The organism is Brevibacterium sp. 50QC2O2 (assembly GCF_024580675.1).
Taxonomy (GTDB): Bacteria; Actinomycetota; Actinomycetes; order Actinomycetales; family Brevibacteriaceae; genus Brevibacterium; species Brevibacterium moorei.
On sequence record NZ_JANIJZ010000025.1, the window covers coordinates 1 to 16419 of the forward strand.

Sequence of the window (16419 nt, forward strand, 5' to 3'; positions counted from 1 at the left end):
GTGGTTTTGCGGTGGTGAGAGCGTTGGGGAAACGCCCGGTCCCTTTCCGAACCCGGAAGCTAAGCCCGATTGCGCTGATGGTACTGCATGCGGGAGTGTGTGGGAGAGTAGGTCACCGCCGCAATTAATTTAATATCTGATGGTCTTCTGGCTTGTAGCCACCCCGTGTGGATGTGCTCGCCAGGGGGCCATCAGTGCATTCACGGGCGGATAGAATCAAGGGGTGGCGTCTATGGAACCTGCGCGGAAACCGCTGCTCACCGAACGGGTAATGGATCACGTCCGGACCTCCGTCGTCGACGGCTCCATGGTCCCGGATCACATGTACAGCGTCTATCAGCTCTCCGAAGACCTGGGCATCTCCCGCACTCCGGTGCGCGATGCTCTGCTGCGACTGCAGGACGCCGGCCTGGTCGTGATCAAGAAGAATCGTGGGTTCCTCATCAAGCGCACCCGCCCGGAGGATGTGGCGGAGATCTTCGGCATCAGAATCGCCTTGGAAGTGCCGGCTGCGCGCCGGGCGGCACTGTGGCGCGCAGACGAATTCACCCAGGTCGCGGACGAACTCCGTGCCGGCATGGTGGCTGCGGCCGAACTGGACGACGAGAAGCTCTTCTTCGCCTACGATCAACGGCTGCACGGGCTGATCCTGGACACGGCTCTGATGGGCCGCGGGCGTACCGTCATCGACAATCTACGGACCAATACCCGGCTGTTGGGCGCATCCACAGCCGGCGATGCCCGAGACTATTCGAGCATTCTGACCGAACACGACCCGATCATCGGGGCAGTCGTGGCGGGGGACCCGGCAGGAGCAGGGGAGGCCATGCGGGCTCATCTGGAGACCACTGCGGTGCTCCTGATCGAACAGGCACTGCACCGCGCCGGTGAGGACGGCGACCCGCAGGGCCTCTGGGCGGCACTGGGCACGGGCTTCATCGCCGGCTAGAACGCACCCGGAACCGCATCCGGCCCGGATAAGCCCATCAGCTCTGGGGCCCCAGGGCCCTGCGCAGTACCTGGGCCAGGTGCATTCCCTGTTTATCCTGATGCTCGGTGCCGGCGACTCCCTCGCGGATCTGGGTCCGGCAGGAATAGCCGTCGGCCAGGACCATCGAACTCGACTCCAATTCGCGGACGCGCGGCAGCAGCTCGCGTTCGCCCAGCTCACGTGACATGTCCGCGTGGCCGGGTTCGAATCCCCAATTGCCCGCCAGTCCGCAGCAGCCGGTCTGGATCTCCGCCTCGTCGACGCCCAGGGCGTTGAGGACCTCGGCGGTCCCACCGTGGGCCCGGCGGGAGCGTTCATGGCAGTGCACCTGCGATAGCGCGGGAACGGGCAGCTCACCGAACGGCCAGGAATCCTTTCCGACGTGCTCGGCGACGACCTCGCCCAGGGTGCGGATCTGCCCGGCCAGGCGGGCTGACCGAGGATCGTCGGCCAGCAGTTCGGGAGCTTCCTCGGCCAGCATCGAGGCACAGGAGGGTTCGAGCACGACCACCGGTGTGCGCCCGTCGACCAGATCGCCCAGCCGGTCGTAGGTCTGCGTGATGACCCGCTGTGCCTGCGTCAGCTGCCCGGTGGAGTGCCACGTTAAGCCACAGCACACGAAGCCCTGCGGCACGATCACCTCATAGCCCAGCGCGGTGAGGACCGTGTACGCATCCTGCGCGACCCCGGCCTCCAGATGATTGGTGAAACTGTCGGGCCACAGGACGATCCGTCCACTGCCGCTATGCGACGCCGAGGTCCCGGATCGTGTGCCGCGGCCGGCCGGCTGCCCGGCCGGCTGGGGCCTGGCGGCGCGTCGGCCGGCCCGCTTCGCCCAGGATTGGAAACTGCGCGGGGCGAACCTCACCATGGAGCGGCTGGCGTCCACGCCGCCCAGCTTCATGACGGTCCACTCGATTGGGCGCACCGACATGGCGGCACTCACGAGTGAGGCCAGGCCGGGGATCTTGTGCAGGATGTTCGACGTCCACGGCAGCCAGCCCATCGAGTAGTGCGACATGGGGCGCATCCGCCCGGAGAAGTGCTGGTTGAGGAACTCCGACTTGTAGGTGGACATGTCGACGTTGACCGGGCATTCGCTGGCGCACGCGTGGCAGGACAGGCACAGGTCGAGCGCGTCCTTGACCTGCTCGGACTTCACCCCGTCGGGGTAGGTCTCGCCGCGGAATAGTTCGGACAGGACTCTGGCGCGTCCCCGGGTCGAATGGACCTCGTCGTGGGTGATCTGGAAGGACGGACACATGGCCCCGTCCATGGAACGGCAGGAGCCAACACCGACACAGCGGTTGACCGCATTGACGATCGACCCCTGATCGCGGCTCAGCGCGTGCAGCGGGATGAACTCCCGAGTACGCCCGCCCGGGCCCGGCCGGATGCCCTGGGTGACGGGTTCGGGATCGACCAGCACGCCCGGGTTGAGGGAGCCATCCGGGTCGAACATCGCCTTGAAGCCGGCGAACAGGGCCAGCATGTCAGCGGAGTACATGGCCGGCAGCAGGGCGGAGCGGGCCCTGCCGTCGCCGTGCTCACCCGACAGGGAGCCGCCCAGCCGGCCGATCGTAGCGGCGGCATCGTGCATGAAGGCGTTGAAGACCTCGACGCCGGCGGGCGTTCCCAGATCGAAGGAAATGCGGATGTGCACGCAGCCCTCGCCGAAGTGGCCGAAGGGGATGCCGCGCAGGCCGTGCGTGTCGAGCAGCCGGTAGAGTTCGCGCAGGTAGTCGGCGAGGTTCTCCGGGGGAACCGCGGAGTCCTCCCAGTTCGGCCAGGCGGCACCGCCATCGGGCAGGCGGGTGACCAGTCCGGCGGCGGATTCACGGATCTTCCACAGGGCGCGCATCTCGGTCGGGTCGGTCACGATGGTGGATGCGACGATGCCGGAGTCCCCGCCGGAGAACCGGGCGACCAGGTCCCGGGCCCGGCGGTCGGCCTCGGCTGCGGTGACACCGGTGGTCTCGCAGTAGAGCCAGCCACCGGCAGGGCGGTCACCGCCGGGGACCTCGGCGGTGCCGCCTGGCAGGATGTCGCCGGCGTGCTCGCCCTGGCTGATCTTGAGCACATCGAGCAGATCCCCGCCCATGCCCTCGGACGTGGCCACGCCCGGGGCCCTGGTCAGGGGAGCCGCCGCGGCGGCGTCGAATACGGTGGGGAAGGCCAGCACGGCCAGGGCCTTGGCCGCGGGCACTTCGACCAACCGGACCACGGCCTCGACGATGATGCCCAGGGTGCCCTCGGACCCGGCGAAGGCCTTGGCCACATCGAAGCCGTTCTCCGGCAGCAGGTAGTGCAGGCCGTAGCCGGAGACCTGCCGGGGGAAGCGTCCAAGTTCGGTGCGCAGCCGGGCCAGGTTCGCATCGACCAGGGCGTGTAGTTCGGCGTCCAGGTCCGGGTCCGTGGTCCCGCCCTTGAACAGGGTGACGGGTCTGCCGTCGGGTCGCAGCACGGTCAGTTCGACGACGTTCTGCGCAGCGGTGCCCCAGGCCAGGGAGTGCGAGCCGCAGGCGTTGTTCGCGATCATCCCGCCGACCGTCGCCCGATTGTGGGTGGACGGGTCGGGCCCGTAGGTCAGGCCGAATTCCGCTGCGGCCTCGCGCAGGTCGTCGCACACGATGCCCGGTTGGATGCGGGCGGTGCGCGCCTGCGGGTTGATCTCGATGACCCGGTTGAAGTTGCGGGAGAGGTCGATGATGAGTCCATCGCCAATGGCATTTCCCGCCACCGAGGTTCCGCCCCCGCGCACGGTCACCGGCCAGTTCTGTTCACCGGCGTAGGCCACGGCCTCGCGGATATCCGCCATCGAGTCCGGTTCGAAGACGGCCCTGGGCCGGCGCCGGAAGATAGAGGCGTCTGAGACGTAGGCGCCGAGGGTCATCTCATCGTTGCGGAACCGCTGGGCCACGTCGAGCGTGGTAGTCAAATCACAACCTGCTTTCCAATAGGATTCGTGCGGCCCAGCGGCCGTTTACCACTCTGGGGGTCCGGATTATTCCGGGCTCACCGCGGTGGTGGGCTCCTTGCCTTCGAGCACATCGCGGACGATCTGCGCTGCCATCACGTAGTTTGCGTGTGCCGCCTTCTTGCTGATGCCCAGCATGTGCGGGGTCAGGACGGTGTTCGGATGCTGGTACAGGCCGTGGTCGGCCGGCGGTTCGGACTCGAAGACGTCCAGGCCGACACCGGCCAAATGGCCCGACTCGAGGGCGGCCAGGGCCGCGTCCTCGTCGATCAGGCCGCCACGGCTGACGTTGAGCAGGATCGCTCCCGGCTTCATCGCCTGCAGTGCCGTGGCATCGATGATATTGCGGGTCGACTCCAACAGCGGCAGGTGCAGCGAGACGATATCGGACTGCGCGTAGATCGTCTCCAGGCTCGCGTCGAGTTCGGCCGGGACCTCGGCCACGGGATCGTAGGCCAGGACCTTCATATCGAAGACCTCCGCCATCTGGGCGACCAGCCTGCCGATCCGCCCGAAGCCGATGATGCCCAGGGTCGCGCCGTCCAGGTCGCCCATCGGGATCGTGGTGCGCTCATCCCAGCGGCCCTCGCGGACCAGCGCGGTGAACGGCGCCAGGTTCTTCACCAGGTGCAGCATATGGGCGAAGGCGCCCTCGGCCACGGCCCTGGTGTTGCTGCCGGGGGTAATGCACACGGGAATGCCGTGTGCGGTGGCGGCGGCCACGTCGATGTTGTTGTAGCCGACTCCGTTGCGGGCCATGACCTGCAGCGCCGGCAGCTGTGCGATCGCCGCCTCGTCGATCTGGGCCGAGGCGCGCACGATGGCGCCCTGGGCGCCGGCCAGGTCGGCCGGCCCCGGATTGGGCTCGAAGCGGATGCCGGAGCCCAGAGTGGGTTCGACCTCGGCCGGCGGGACGGGGCCCAGGCCGATGACGAGGGGGCGGTTGTCCGGAGCGGAATCGGTAGCGTTCACGGGTATGCCTTTCAAATGGTGGGGTCCGCCGGCGACCGGGTGCAGCCGCCGGCGGAAATGGGGCCTGTCAGTGGACGGCCGGTCTACGGATAGACGACCATGCCGATGAAGACCGCTGCGATGATCAGGATGAAGGCCAGCGGCAGGCCGATCTTGACGTAGTCGGTGTACCTCATCCCGGCGACCATGGTCTGGGTCATACACGGGGTGCCGACCGGAGTGAAGATCGCGATGGAGCAGGCGATGGTCAGGATGACGGCCCAGCTGGTGGGATTCTGTCCCAGGGAGCCGGCCACCGACATGGAGATCGGGACGAACATCGCGGTCAGCGCGGTGTTGGAGGCGAAGCTGGTCAGGATCATGGCGACGACGCTGAGGACCAGCAGCACAAGCCACGGACCTGCGGTTTTGCCCAGGGTGCCGGAGACCCAGTCGGCGATGAGCTGGCCGCCGCCGGACTTCGTCAGACCGCCGCCGAAGGCCTGCGCGGCGCTGAGGATGATGATGGTGTTCCAGTCGATCGACTTGAGAGCATCCGGCAGTGGCAGGCAGCGGGTCAGGACCATGACGACCGCGCCGATCATGGCGACGATCGCGATGTCCGCGCCCATTGCGAAGGCCACGATGATGACGACCAGCGCGAGTGCGGAGAACGGCATCCGCCAGTTGACGCCCTTGGTCGGCTTATCGTCGGACGGCTTGTCCTCACCCATCGCGGAGAAGGTGCTGGGGATGGGGCTGGTCAGCACCTTGCTGCCGATGTTGTAGCCGATGGTGGACATGTAGAGCACCGTGATCGCGACCAGGGGAGCGCCCACCGCGGTCAGGGTGAACAGGTGCATCGGCGTAGCGCCCTCGGTCTCCTGCAGGATGCCCTGCGTGACGACCTGCGAGGACGAACCGGCCAGGGTGGCCAGGCCGCCGATGGCGGCGCCGATCCCGGCGGACAGCACGAGCAACTGGACGTTCATCTTGCGCGTCGACCGCGCCGCCAGGACCGCGATGAGCGGCAGGAAGATCGCGATGACGGCGCTGTTGGACAGGAATGCGGACAGGAAGGACGTCACCAGGGTGATGGCCGCGACCAGCAGGCGGGGGCGTTTTTCGATCCCGCTCTTCTGGAACCAGCCGACGACGATGTCGATGGCGCCGGTATTGAATAGTGCACTGCCGACGATCATCATGGCGGCCACGAAGATGGTGACCTGACTGCCGAAGGGCGCGTAGACGTCCTTGACGTCGAGGGCGCCGATCGCCCACATGAGCAGGGATGCGCCGACAGCGGTGATGGCGATCGGGATTTTTTCAAAGACGAAGAGGATCATCGCGGCGGCGACGATCAGGACTCCGAGAATGGCCTGAATTTCCATTCGCTAGTGTCTCCTTTGACCAGAAGCGGATTCTGTGTGGATTCGAAGGGGTGGGGCCGCCTGCCCGGGATCGCCCGGGCAGGCGCCGCTCGCTGAGCGGGGAGGGGATCAGCCGCGTGCGGACAGTTCGCCGTCCACGCGCCGGGGCACGTGCAGGGGATTGTCCTCGCGCAGTTGCTCCGGCAGCAGCCGGTCGGGGAAGCCCTGGTAGGCCACGGGCCGCAGGAACCTCTCGATGGCCGCGGTGCCCACCGATGTCGTGGTCACCGCGGTGGTCGCCGGGTAGGGTCCGCCGTGCTGCTGGGCATAGGTGACCGACAGTCCGGTGGACCACTGGTTCCACAACACGCGCCCGGCGATCCGGGACAGGACGGCGACGAGTTCGGTGACCTCGTCATCGTCGGTGCCCTGGATGGACGAGGTGAGCTGTCCGGCGAAGGTCGCGGCCAGTTCGACGAGTTCGCTCTCATCGTCGTATTCCACGATCAGCGAGGCCGGCCCGAAGCACTCCTCCTGGAGCGTCGCGGGATCGGCCAGCACCGCGGCGGAGTCCGTGTGCAGCAGCGTGGGTGTGGGCGGGTCGGCGTAGGCGTCGGCGTCCTGGTGCAGGACCCGGACATCGGCGTGATTCTGCAGCGCGGTCAGGGCGGCGACGTAGCCGTCCTGGATTCGGCCGTTGAGCAGCGCGGCCGCCGGCGGATAGGACTTCGTGCGCAGCAGTTCGACGATCGTCGATTCCCGCGGGACGATGAGCATCCCCGGCTTCGTGCACAGCTGCCCGGCGCTGCCGGTGAAGGATCCGATGAACCCGTCGACGATCTCCTCGGCCCGTTCCCCGGCGGCCGCCTTGGTGACGAAGACCGGATTGTCACTGCCCAGCTCACCGTAGAACGGGATGGGCTCGGGCCGGGAGACGGCGATATCGAACAGCGCCCGGCCGCCGGGGATGGAACCGGTGAAGGCACCGGCTTTGATCCGCGGATCCTGCAGCACGGTAACACCGGCCTGGGTGCCGTAGACCACCGATAGAAGCCCCGCCGGCGCCCCCTGCCCGGCGATCGCCTCGGCGGCGATCTCACCGGTCAGGGCGGACAGCTCCGGATGTCCTGAGTGCGCCTTGACGATGACGGGATTGCCCGCGGCCAGGGCCGAGGCGGTATCCCCGCCTGCGACCGAGAAGGCGAACGGGAAGTTGCTGGCCGAGAACACGGCGACCGGTCCCAGCGGGATCAGCGTGCGCCGGACGTCGGGCCGCGGGGCACCCATCGGCCAGTCCGCGTCGGCGTGGTCGATGCGCGCGTCGAAGAAGCCGCCCTCGCGCAGGACCTCGCCGAAGATGCGCAGCTGGAAGGTGGTGCGCTTGAGCTCACCGGATAGACGGTCCGTGGTGAGATTGGTTTCGGCCACGGCGACGGGAATCAACCTGTCCGCCGCGGCGTCGAGGGCATCGGCGATGGCCTCGAGGACCTCGGCGCGGCGAGCCGGGGCGTATGCGCCCCAGACGGTCGCGGCGTCCTGGGCCAGGTCGAGGGTCTGTGCGATCTCCGCTGCAGTACTGGGAACGACGCTCACGGGACCAGCACCTCGATCAGGCGCAGGCCGGAGGCAGTACCCAGTTCGTTCAGTGCGGTGCGGAACTCCTCGGGAGTGCGCACCTGGGTCGACTGTGCGCCGTAGGCCAGTGCCAGCTGGGCGAAATCGGGGTTGTGCAGATCGGTGCCGCTGACCCTGCCGGGGAATTCGCGGTCCTGATGGGCGCGGATGGTGCCGTAGCGGCTGTTGTTGACCACGACGACCAGCAGATCGGCGTTCTCACCGGCTGCGGTGGCCAGTTCCTGGCCGGTCATCATGAAGCAGCCGTCGCCGGCGAAGGTCGCGACCGTGCGGTTCGGGTACTGGATCGCCGCGGCGACACCGGCGGGAATGCCGTAACCCATTGAGCCGCTCTGCGTGGCCAGCTGTGCGGGATAGGTGGTGAAGGAACGGTGGCGCTGGGCCCAGGCGGTGTAGTTGCCGGCGCCGCACGTCATGATCGTGTCCTCGGGCATGACCTCGTTGAACACGGCCATGAAGTCGCGCGCAACCGCATCGTCGTCGTTCAGCGGCTGGTAGTTCCGGCGCACATCCGCGGTCAGCGTGAGCCAGGCGGCGCGGTCGCCGGCCGGCTCGACGCGGGCCGGGAGGGCCGCGAGGAATTCCTCAGGGGACACCGGCAGGGCGATGTCGGCGGCGTAGACACGCCCCAGCGCGTTGCCGTCGGAGTAGACGTGGACGATGGTGGCGGCCGGACGCGGCGGCGTGAGGAGCGAGAAATCGCCCATGGTCTGGGCATCCGGTCGCGAGCCGAGGAAGACGACGAGGTCCGCCTGTTCGACCACGGCGGGCAGACCCGGCGTGGTGTTCAGACCCAGGGTTCCGATATAGGCCGCAGACCGGTTGTCGATGACGTCCTGGCAGCGCAGGGCCGTGGCCACGGGAATCTGCGAGGCCTCGGCGAAGGAGGCCAGGGCGGTCCTGGTGGTTTCATTCCAGTTGTTGCGCCCGGCGACGATCACGGGGCGCTCGGCGGCGGCAAGGGCCGCGACGACGCGCTCGACGTCGGCGGGGGCGGGGATCGGGCGGCTGACCGCTGCGGTCCTGACCACCGGCGCCGAGGTCTCGGTCATCAGCATGTCCTCGGGCAGGACGACGACCACGGGGCCGGGCTCGCCCGCGGTGGTCGCGGCGATGGCACGGGACATCTGTTCGGGGACGCGGTTCGGATCGTGGATTTCGACGACTTCCTTGGCGATGGTGCCGAACATCGCGGCGTAGTCGATCTCCTGGAAGGCGCGGCGCTCGCGGTTGTGCTCAGGGACCTGGCCCACCAGCAGGAGCATGGGGCTGGCGTCCTGGGAGGCGACGTGTACGCCGATGCTGGCATTGGTGGCGCCGGGGCCGCGGGTGACCAGGCAGGCGGCGGGCCGGCCCGTGGCACGGCCGTAGGCGGCGGCCATCATCGAGGCGCCGCCCTCCTGCCGGGCCGTGACGAGGCGGATCTCGTCGGCGTGTTCGTACATTCCGTCCAACACGGCCAGGTAGCTCTCACCGGGGACCGCATAGGCGGTGTCGACGCCGTACTCGACGAGTTGTTCGACGACGGCGTGGCCGGCGAGGCGGGGTGCGTCATGGGCGGTTTGCGTGCGAGATGTCATAGCTCATTCCCTCATTGGTGTAGCCGTACTTTCTTGTGGCCGCCCCTCCGCGCTGCTCACCGATTCGTCGTCGTCCCTGTGAATCGTCGGGTGGGGAACCGACGAAGCAAGAGTAGCATGCTACTGAGCGTGATAGTGATCCGCTCGACATCCGGCGTGGTCCGTCCAGCGAGACCGGGGCTTCCAGGCGGCAAGCGACCCGGCGAGCCGTGAGCCGCCTCGGTAGGCTGGCCGCATGGCCGTCAACGACACCGCCCATGCATCCGTTACCGACCCGACCCTGCTCGAAGCCGAGGCTGTCGCGACCGCGTTTCACGTGAAACGCGATGCTGGCCTGTCGGGTGATCGAGCCGCCGCATTGCTGGCCGAACACGGCCCCAATGAACTCAGATCGGCCGGCCGGACGCCCCTGATCAAACGGATTCTGGCGCAGCTGAAGGACCCCCTGGTCATCCTCCTGCTCATCGCCGCGGTCATCTCGGTGGGGGCCTGGGCGCTCGAGGGCGCTCACGGTGCGCCGATCGAGGCGCTGGTCGTGGTCCTCGTGGTCGTGTTCAACGTGGTCATCGGGCTGGTCCAGGAATCCAAGGCGGCGGATGCCGTCGCGGCCCTGGCCTCGATGACCGAGGCCCGTGCGACCGTGCTGCGCGACGGCCGGCGTCAGACCATTCCCGGTCACGATGTGGTGCCGGGCGATGTGTTGTGCCTGGCCGAGGGCGACCAGGTGGCCGCTGATGCCCGACTGTTCCACGCCTCGGCGCTGCGGGTTGCCGAGGCCGCTCTGACCGGCGAATCCGCGCCGGTGGAGAAGTCCACCGCCGTCCTGGCCGAACCCGCTGATCTGGGTGACCGGACGAATATGGTCTTCCGCGGCACCGGGGTGTCCAGCGGTACCGGGCTGGCAATCGTCACCGCCACTGGGATGGACACCGAAATGGGTCATGTGGCCGGCCTGCTCGACCAGACGGAGCAGACCGAATCCCCGCTGACCGGCGAGATCAACCACGTCAGCGGGCTACTGGGTCGGATCGTCGTCATCATCGCCATCGTCATCATGCTCACGATCGCGATCGTGCAGACCCCGCATTCGGCGACTGACTGGGTGACGATCTTGCTGCTGGGCGTGTCCCTGGCCGTGGCCGCGGTGCCCGAGGGCCTGCCCGCCATCCTGTCGGTTGTCCTGGCGCTGGGTGTGCAGCGGATGGCCAAGCGCAATGCCGTGGTGAAGAACCTGAACTCGGCGGAGACCCTGGGCAGTGCCTCGGTCATCTGCACCGATAAGACGGGCACGCTAACGCAGAACGCGATGACGATCGCCCGCGTCGTCACGGCCTCGGGCACCACGGAGTTCACCGGGGTGGGCTACGACCCCGCGGGCGGGGCCATTGCGACGCCCGCTGAGCCGGCCGGGTTTGCTGGTGTGTCCGGCTCGGCCGGTTCAGTCGGCGCCCCGGGCGCGAGTGGTTCAGAGGGGACCGTGGGCGGGGCGGGAGCCGCCCGGGCCCTGCGCGAGGCGGCCCTGGCCGTGGGCGCGGGCGCCCTGGCCAATGACTCGCAACTGGTCCACACGGCCGCCGGCTGGGACATCACCGGTGACCCCACCGATGCGGCCTTCCTGGTGGCCGTGCACAAGGTGCCGCAACTGCGGGCGGCCGCCCGTGAGAGTGCATCGGGCCTGCCCGCCACCCGACTCGACGACATCCCATTCTCCTCCGAGCGCAAGATGATGACGACCCTGCACCATGTGGACGAGGCCGTCGGCCAGGTGGCGGCCGCGGAACAGAGCGGGACCGCTTCCGGTGGACACGGTGCCGTGGCAGGCGCGGCCAGTGATCCGGGAGCTGGCGACGACCCGCTGCTGCACTGGCTGTCAGGGCGCCGCGTCATCCTGTCCAAGGGCGCCCCGGACGTGCTGCTGGACCGGTGCACCGCCGAGCAGGTCGGCGATGATGCGGTGGTGCTGGACAAGGCCAGGCGCCGCGAGCTCCTGGCCGGGATCGAGGCCCTGTCCGCCCAGGGTTACCGCGCGATCGGCGTGGCTGCCAAACCTGCTGCGGTTGCGCCTGCGAGTAACCCGGCCGGCACCTCGGCTGCGAGAAAATCAGCCGGCGGGGACCTCGGCCACGGCGCCGGAACGGTCTCCGAACTGACCGAGGCCGACGAATCAGACCTGTGCTATCTGGGCACCGTCGCGATCATCGACCCACCGCGGCCCGAGGTCCGCGACGCGATCGGGCAGGCCCACCGGGCCGGCATCCGGGTCGTCATGATCACCGGCGACCACCCGGCCACGGCCAGGGCGATCGGCTCGCAGCTGGGCATCGTCGCCCCCGATGCGCCGGCCCTGACCGGCCGGGAACTCGACGCCCTGGACGATGCCGGCTGGGCCCAGGCGGTCGAGGACGTGTCCGTCTACGCCCGCGTCGCGCCCGAACACAAGCTCAAGATCGTCTCCGCCCTGCAGGCCCAGGGCCAGATCGTCGCGATGACCGGCGACGGGGTGAACGACGCGCCCGCGCTCAAGGCCGCCGACATCGGCGTGGCAATGGGCATCACCGGCACCGAGGTGTCGAAGGAGGCCGCCCGGATGGTGCTGGCCGATGACAACTTCGCGACCATCGTGCGCGCGGTGCACGAGGGCAGGACGATCTTCGACAACATCAAGAAGTTCCTGCGCTACCTGCTGTGCGCCAATATGGGCGAGGTGCTGGGCATGTTCTTCGGCGTGGTGCTGATGGGCGTGATCGGCCTGACCGCCGCCGCCGAGGAAACCGGCGCGGCCCTGGCGGTGCCGCTGCTGGCCACGCAGATCCTGTGGCTCAACCTGGTCACAGACACGCTGCCGGCCCTGGCCGTGGGCGTGGACCCCGAGCTTGACGACGTGATGGGCCGGCCCCCGCGCAAGCGGAGTGAGCGCGTGATCGACAGGAACATGTGGGTCGCGATCTTCACCACCGGATTCACCATGGCCTTCGGCCTGCTGCTGGTGATGGACCTGTGCCTGCCGGGCGGCCTGATCCCGGCCATCGGGCCCTTCGGCGTGGACGGCCTGGACGAGGCACGCACCACCGCATTCACCACCCTGGTGCTGGCCAATCTGTTCTCCGTGTTCAACGCCCGCTCCGGGGTGGGCAGTGCCTTCCACGGCCTGTTCCACAACCGGCTGCTGTGGGGCGCGATCGCGATCAGCGTGCTGCTGCAGATCGCGGTGGTCTACGTGCCGTTCCTGCAGGTGGCCTTCGGCACCGCCGGGATGTCCGTGGCCGACTGGGTCGTGGCGACCCTGGGCGCCTCCCTGGTGCTGTGGGCCGAGGAACTGCGCAAGATCTGGGTGCGGGCGCGTTCCGCGGTAAAGTGATCCGGACGACATCTGCAAAGGAGCAAAATGGACATTTCGACCCTGTTCTCACTGGAGGGCCGCTGCGCCCTCATCACCGGCGGTTCGCGCGGCATCGGCAAGATGATCGCCGAGGGCTTCGTACGCGCCGGGGTGCGGGTCTACATCACCGCGCGCAAGGCCGAGGCCTGTGATGCGACAGCCGCCGAACTGTCCGAACTGGGCACCTGCGTTTCGATCCCCGGGGACATCTCGACCACGGCCGGCCGCGCCGAGGTCGTGGCGAAGTTCCGCGAACACGAATCGGCCCTCGACATCCTGGTCAACAACGCCGGTGCCGCCTGGGGCGCGCCCTTCGACGAGTTCCCCGAATCCGGCTGGGACAAGGTCATGGACCTCAACGTCAAGGCCCTGTTCTTCCTGATCCAGGATCTCGCGCCCGAACTGCGCGCCGTGGGCCGGGCAGGGGACCACCTGGCCAAGGTCATCAACATCGGCTCGATCGACGGGATGAGCATCAACCCGGTGGACAATTACAGCTACGTCGCGGCCAAGGCCGGGGTCATCCACCTGACGAAGAAACTGGCGCTGAACCTGATCGACGACGGCATCGTGGTCAACGGGATCGCACCCGGTGCCTTCCCCTCGAGCATGAACCGCGAGGCCCGCGATCAGTCAGAGGCCGTGGCCCAGGGCATTCCCTCCGGGCGGATCGGCACTCCCGAGGACATGGCCGGGGTCGCGATCTACCTGGCTTCGCGCGCCGGCGACTATGTGGTGGGCACGACCGTCGCCGTGGACGGCGGAGTCACCTGGGCCCGGTGAGGGGCGCCCTGGACATCTGAGCGCATAGACACCATCCTGGCGCGGAAACGACTTGTTGTAGCAGGTCGTTTCCGCGCCAGGATGGTGTTTGCCGGTATGCGCTTAAACGAAACTGCACCCCACGGTGCCCAGGCCCGTGAAGTCCGCACTCAGGGCCTCTCCGGGTTTCACCGGCACCGGCGCACAGCAGGTGCCGGTGGTGACGAACTGGCCGGCGTGCAGGGGATGGCCCAGGGCGGACAGCTCGTTGACCAGCCAGCGGAGGGCCTCGACCGGGTCGCCCATGACGTTCTCGCCGATCCCGTAGGAGACCCGGGGCTCGCCGGGCTGTGCTGATTCGGTGCCGGCCGGTGTGGCCTGAGCGCCGGCCGCGTCCTCGCCCCGCCCGGCGGCCACGCCGCTCACGGTGACGGTGACGCGGGTCTGCGGCAGGACCTCGGGCTCCCAGCCTGCGGCCACGACCGGCCCCAGGACGAACTCGCCGGTGCACGCATTGTCGGCGATGAGGCCCAGCTCCCCGACCGTGGCGGGGTCGACGAACCGGCTGCTGGGCAGCTCGATCCCCAGGCGCAGCTCGCCGATCGCCGCGAGCACTTCCTCACGCGTGTACTCCTCAGGCCGTGCCGCCAGGTCCTGGGCGAAGACGAAGACGAACTCCAGTTCCGCCAGCCACATGGCGTTGTTGCCCAGATCGACGGTCTCGCCATCGCCGTAGACCTCTGAGGTCAGCAGGCGCCCGCCGAGGGGGCCGGGGACGTTGATGTGCCGCTGCCCGTCGATGCTGGTCGCCGCGATCTTCCACCCTGCGGTGTCCTCGGCCCGTGCCTGGGCGATCAGCACCTGAGCCGCATAGGCATCCGCCTTGTCCCCGGGCTTGGCCTCCGCGGGCAGGGCGTCCAACTTATCGCCGGCGGTGCGGGCGCGCACGAGCAGGCCGGCTGCGGCCTCGGCCCGGGGGTTCGGCGATTCGCCGCCTCCCAGCGGCGTTGCGGCGGAGTCTGTGACGGGTGTGTGCGACATGGTGGACGACCTCTTCTTTGGAGCCTTCTTTGGAGCCGGATGCGCGTGGTGCGGAATGTGCCGCGGCGTGCGATGCTGGTCCAAGCCTCTCGCAGCCGCGGGGGCCAGGCGAATATGGAACACGATGTGAGATCGCGGGAGGAAGACGAAGGTGGACCGGATGCAGCAGGTGATCATCGGCGAATACGGCGGGCCCGAGGTGCTCCGCTTTGAGACCGTGGACGTCCCGGAACCGGTCCCCACCGAGGTGCAGGTGCGGGTCGACTACGCCGGGATCAACCCCGTGGACGGTAAGACCCGGCAGGGCGGCAAAATGGGCGCTGTGGCCGGTGGCCCGCCGCTGCCCCTGGGCTGGGACGTGGCCGGGATCGTGACCGCGGTGGGTATGGGAGTCACGCGCTTTGACGTGGGCGACCGCGTCTATGGGATGCCGCGCTTCCCCTATCCGGCCGCGGCCTATTCGGAATACCTCACCGCGCCCGCCAGACAGCTGGTCGAGGTTCCGGCAGGGTTGTCGCTGAGCACGGCCGCAGCCGTGCCGCTGCCGGCGACCACCGCCTATCAGATCGTCGTCGACGTGGCCGAGGTGCGGGCCGGGCAGCGGGTGCTGGTGCTGGGTGCCAGCGGAGCCGTGGGTCGGTTCGCAGTACAGCTGGCGAAGAGCCGGGGCGCGTACGTGATCGGCACGGCCTCCACGGGCAAGCTCGCGGGACTGATGGACCTTGGGATCGACCAGGCGATCGACTACACCCGGCAGCGCTTCGAGGACGCGGTCGATTCGGCGGACGTGGTCATCGACCTGGTCGGTGGCGAATACAGTGAGCGCGCGATCGGGGTGACAGCTCCGGGTGGATTGGTCGTCAGCGTGCCCTCGGGGGACAAGAGCGAACTGGTAGAGCGGGCGGCAGCGGCCGGGATCCGACTCACGGGCATGATCGTCGAACCCGATCATGTGGCCCTGGAAGCGGTTTCGGCCGGGATTACAGCCGGGACGATCAGCGTGGCCGAGCCGGAGGTCCTACCCTTCGCCGAGGTCGTCGCCGCGCACCGGAAACTCGACGCGGGCGCGGGCCGGATGGTGCTCAGGGTTCGGGGGTAGGTGCGGGAGCAGGCATAGACACCACCTGAGCGCGGAAACGACGTGCTGCAACAGGTCGTTTCCGCGCTGGGATGGTGTCTATGAAGAATCGCGTGGAGGTGCGGGAGCCTCGCGCCGGTAGGATGGACGCGGTCGCCGCCGGGCCCGGTGGTGACCGCACGAACCCTGGGAGGAAAGCAATGGGATCCGCGTTCTTCGCCGACGATGACCCCACCGCGGCAGTCGACCCCACCGCGGCAGTCGACCCCACCGCGGCAGTCGACCCCACCGCGGCAGTCGACGCGGTGGTCGCCGGGCTGCCGGCCGAACAGCGCACTGCCCTGGTCGAGACCGCCATGGCCGATATGCGCACCCGGGTGGGCGACCGCCTGGCCGAGGGGCTGAGCGAGCACGACGCCGAGGCATTCGACCGGATGAACCAGGGTGACCGCGCCGCGATCCTGGCCTGGCTCGAATCCGAGGGGATGGGAACGGTCGAGGACTATGCGCAGACCGCCACCCCGGAGCTCCAGACCTTCGCCCTCAAACTGTTCATGCGGCTCAAAACCCCCGACCGCGCCCGGATCATGAACGAAGAGCTGACCCGTGCAGTCAAGCGCCTGGCCGCCACCGTCGACGGACTGGGCTGAACCCT

11 protein-coding genes and 1 rRNA gene are annotated in these 16419 nt (G+C 68.5%); 6 read left to right on the forward strand and 6 right to left on the reverse strand.

Going from position 1 to position 16419, the window contains the following annotated elements; genetic code table 11:
• The first annotated feature begins 7 nt into the window (after positions 1-7).
• Positions 8-124: ribosomal RNA gene (rrf, locus tag NQ038_RS14060) — 5S ribosomal RNA — on the forward strand.
• A gap of 108 nt (positions 125-232) precedes the next feature.
• Positions 233-949, forward strand: coding sequence for a GntR family transcriptional regulator (locus NQ038_RS14065; protein ID WP_257057102.1), 717 nt, complete (start codon positions 233-235; stop codon positions 947-949).
• A 37-nt stretch (positions 950-986) separates the two neighbouring features.
• On the opposite strand, the gene NQ038_RS14070 is transcribed toward NQ038_RS14065, so the two are convergent.
• The 5 genes from NQ038_RS14070 to NQ038_RS14090 all read right to left on the reverse strand — a co-directional run bounded on the left by NQ038_RS14070 (position 987) and on the right by NQ038_RS14090 (position 9504).
• On the reverse strand, positions 987-3929 hold the full coding sequence (locus NQ038_RS14070) for an FAD-binding and (Fe-S)-binding domain-containing protein (protein ID WP_257057089.1): 2943 nt from the start codon (positions 3927-3929) through the stop codon (positions 987-989).
• Positions 3930-3995: 66 nt separating this feature from the next.
• Complete coding sequence (locus tag NQ038_RS14075) at positions 3996-4940, reverse strand: hydroxyacid dehydrogenase (RefSeq protein ID WP_257049729.1); 945 nt, start codon at positions 4938-4940, stop codon at positions 3996-3998.
• A gap of 83 nt (positions 4941-5023) precedes the next feature.
• Positions 5024-6310 (reverse strand): SLC13 family permease, encoded by a 1287-nt coding sequence (locus tag NQ038_RS14080; RefSeq protein WP_257049728.1) that lies wholly within the window; start codon positions 6308-6310, stop codon positions 5024-5026.
• Positions 6311-6418: 108 nt separating this feature from the next.
• The gene (locus NQ038_RS14085) at positions 6419-7882 is read right to left on the reverse strand and encodes an aldehyde dehydrogenase (NADP(+)) (protein WP_257049727.1); all 1464 of its coding nucleotides are present in this window, start codon (positions 7880-7882) and stop codon (positions 6419-6421) included.
• Positions 7879-9504: a thiamine pyrophosphate-dependent enzyme gene (locus NQ038_RS14090; RefSeq protein ID WP_257057088.1), complete on the reverse strand. Its 1626-nt coding sequence runs from the start codon at positions 9502-9504 to the stop codon at positions 7879-7881. The genes NQ038_RS14085 and NQ038_RS14090 overlap by 4 nt, the downstream gene beginning before the upstream one ends.
• A 235-nt stretch (positions 9505-9739) precedes the next feature.
• Here NQ038_RS14090 and NQ038_RS14095 point away from each other — a divergent pair, with 235 nt between their 5' ends.
• The gene (locus NQ038_RS14095) at positions 9740-12862 is read left to right on the forward strand and encodes a cation-translocating P-type ATPase (protein ID WP_257057086.1); all 3123 of its coding nucleotides are present in this window, start codon (positions 9740-9742) and stop codon (positions 12860-12862) included.
• A gap of 27 nt (positions 12863-12889) precedes the next feature.
• Positions 12890-13666 (forward strand): SDR family oxidoreductase, encoded by a 777-nt coding sequence (locus tag NQ038_RS14100; RefSeq protein WP_257049724.1) that lies wholly within the window; start codon positions 12890-12892, stop codon positions 13664-13666.
• A 102-nt stretch (positions 13667-13768) separates the two neighbouring features.
• Here NQ038_RS14100 and NQ038_RS14105 read toward each other — a convergent pair whose 3' ends face one another.
• Entirely contained in the window at positions 13769-14686 is a 918-nt protein-coding gene (locus tag NQ038_RS14105) for a 2-keto-4-pentenoate hydratase (RefSeq protein WP_257057084.1), read from the reverse strand.
• 160 nt (positions 14687-14846) lie between these two features.
• Between NQ038_RS14105 and NQ038_RS14110 the strand changes: the two genes are divergently transcribed.
• A complete protein-coding gene (locus NQ038_RS14110) occupies positions 14847-15785 on the forward strand; it encodes an NADP-dependent oxidoreductase (protein WP_257057101.1) in 939 nt (312 codons plus the stop codon).
• A gap of 179 nt (positions 15786-15964) precedes the next feature.
• On the forward strand, positions 15965-16414 hold the full coding sequence (locus NQ038_RS14115) for a DUF5663 domain-containing protein (RefSeq protein WP_257062859.1): 450 nt from the start codon (positions 15965-15967) through the stop codon (positions 16412-16414).
• Positions 16415-16419 lie beyond the last annotated feature (5 nt).

What these genes read in the sequence shown, in the direction of transcription:
- NQ038_RS14065 (WP_257057102.1), top strand. Translation starts at nt 233, where the DNA reads ATGGAACCTGCGCGGAAACCGCTGCTCACCGAACGGGTAATGGATCAC.
- NQ038_RS14080 (WP_257049728.1), bottom strand. Translation starts at nt 6,310, where the DNA reads ATGGAAATTCAGGCCATTCTCGGAGTCCTGATCGTCGCCGCCGCGATG.
- NQ038_RS14090 (WP_257057088.1), bottom strand. Translation starts at nt 9,504, where the DNA reads ATGACATCTCGCACGCAAACCGCCCATGACGCACCCCGCCTCGCCGGC.
- NQ038_RS14095 (WP_257057086.1), top strand. Translation starts at nt 9,740, where the DNA reads ATGGCCGTCAACGACACCGCCCATGCATCCGTTACCGACCCGACCCTG.
- NQ038_RS14100 (WP_257049724.1), top strand. Translation starts at nt 12,890, where the DNA reads ATGGACATTTCGACCCTGTTCTCACTGGAGGGCCGCTGCGCCCTCATC.
- NQ038_RS14105 (WP_257057084.1), bottom strand. Translation starts at nt 14,686, where the DNA reads ATGTCGCACACACCCGTCACAGACTCCGCCGCAACGCCGCTGGGAGGC.
- NQ038_RS14110 (WP_257057101.1), top strand. Translation starts at nt 14,847, where the DNA reads ATGCAGCAGGTGATCATCGGCGAATACGGCGGGCCCGAGGTGCTCCGC.
- NQ038_RS14115 (WP_257062859.1), top strand. Translation starts at nt 15,965, where the DNA reads ATGGGATCCGCGTTCTTCGCCGACGATGACCCCACCGCGGCAGTCGAC.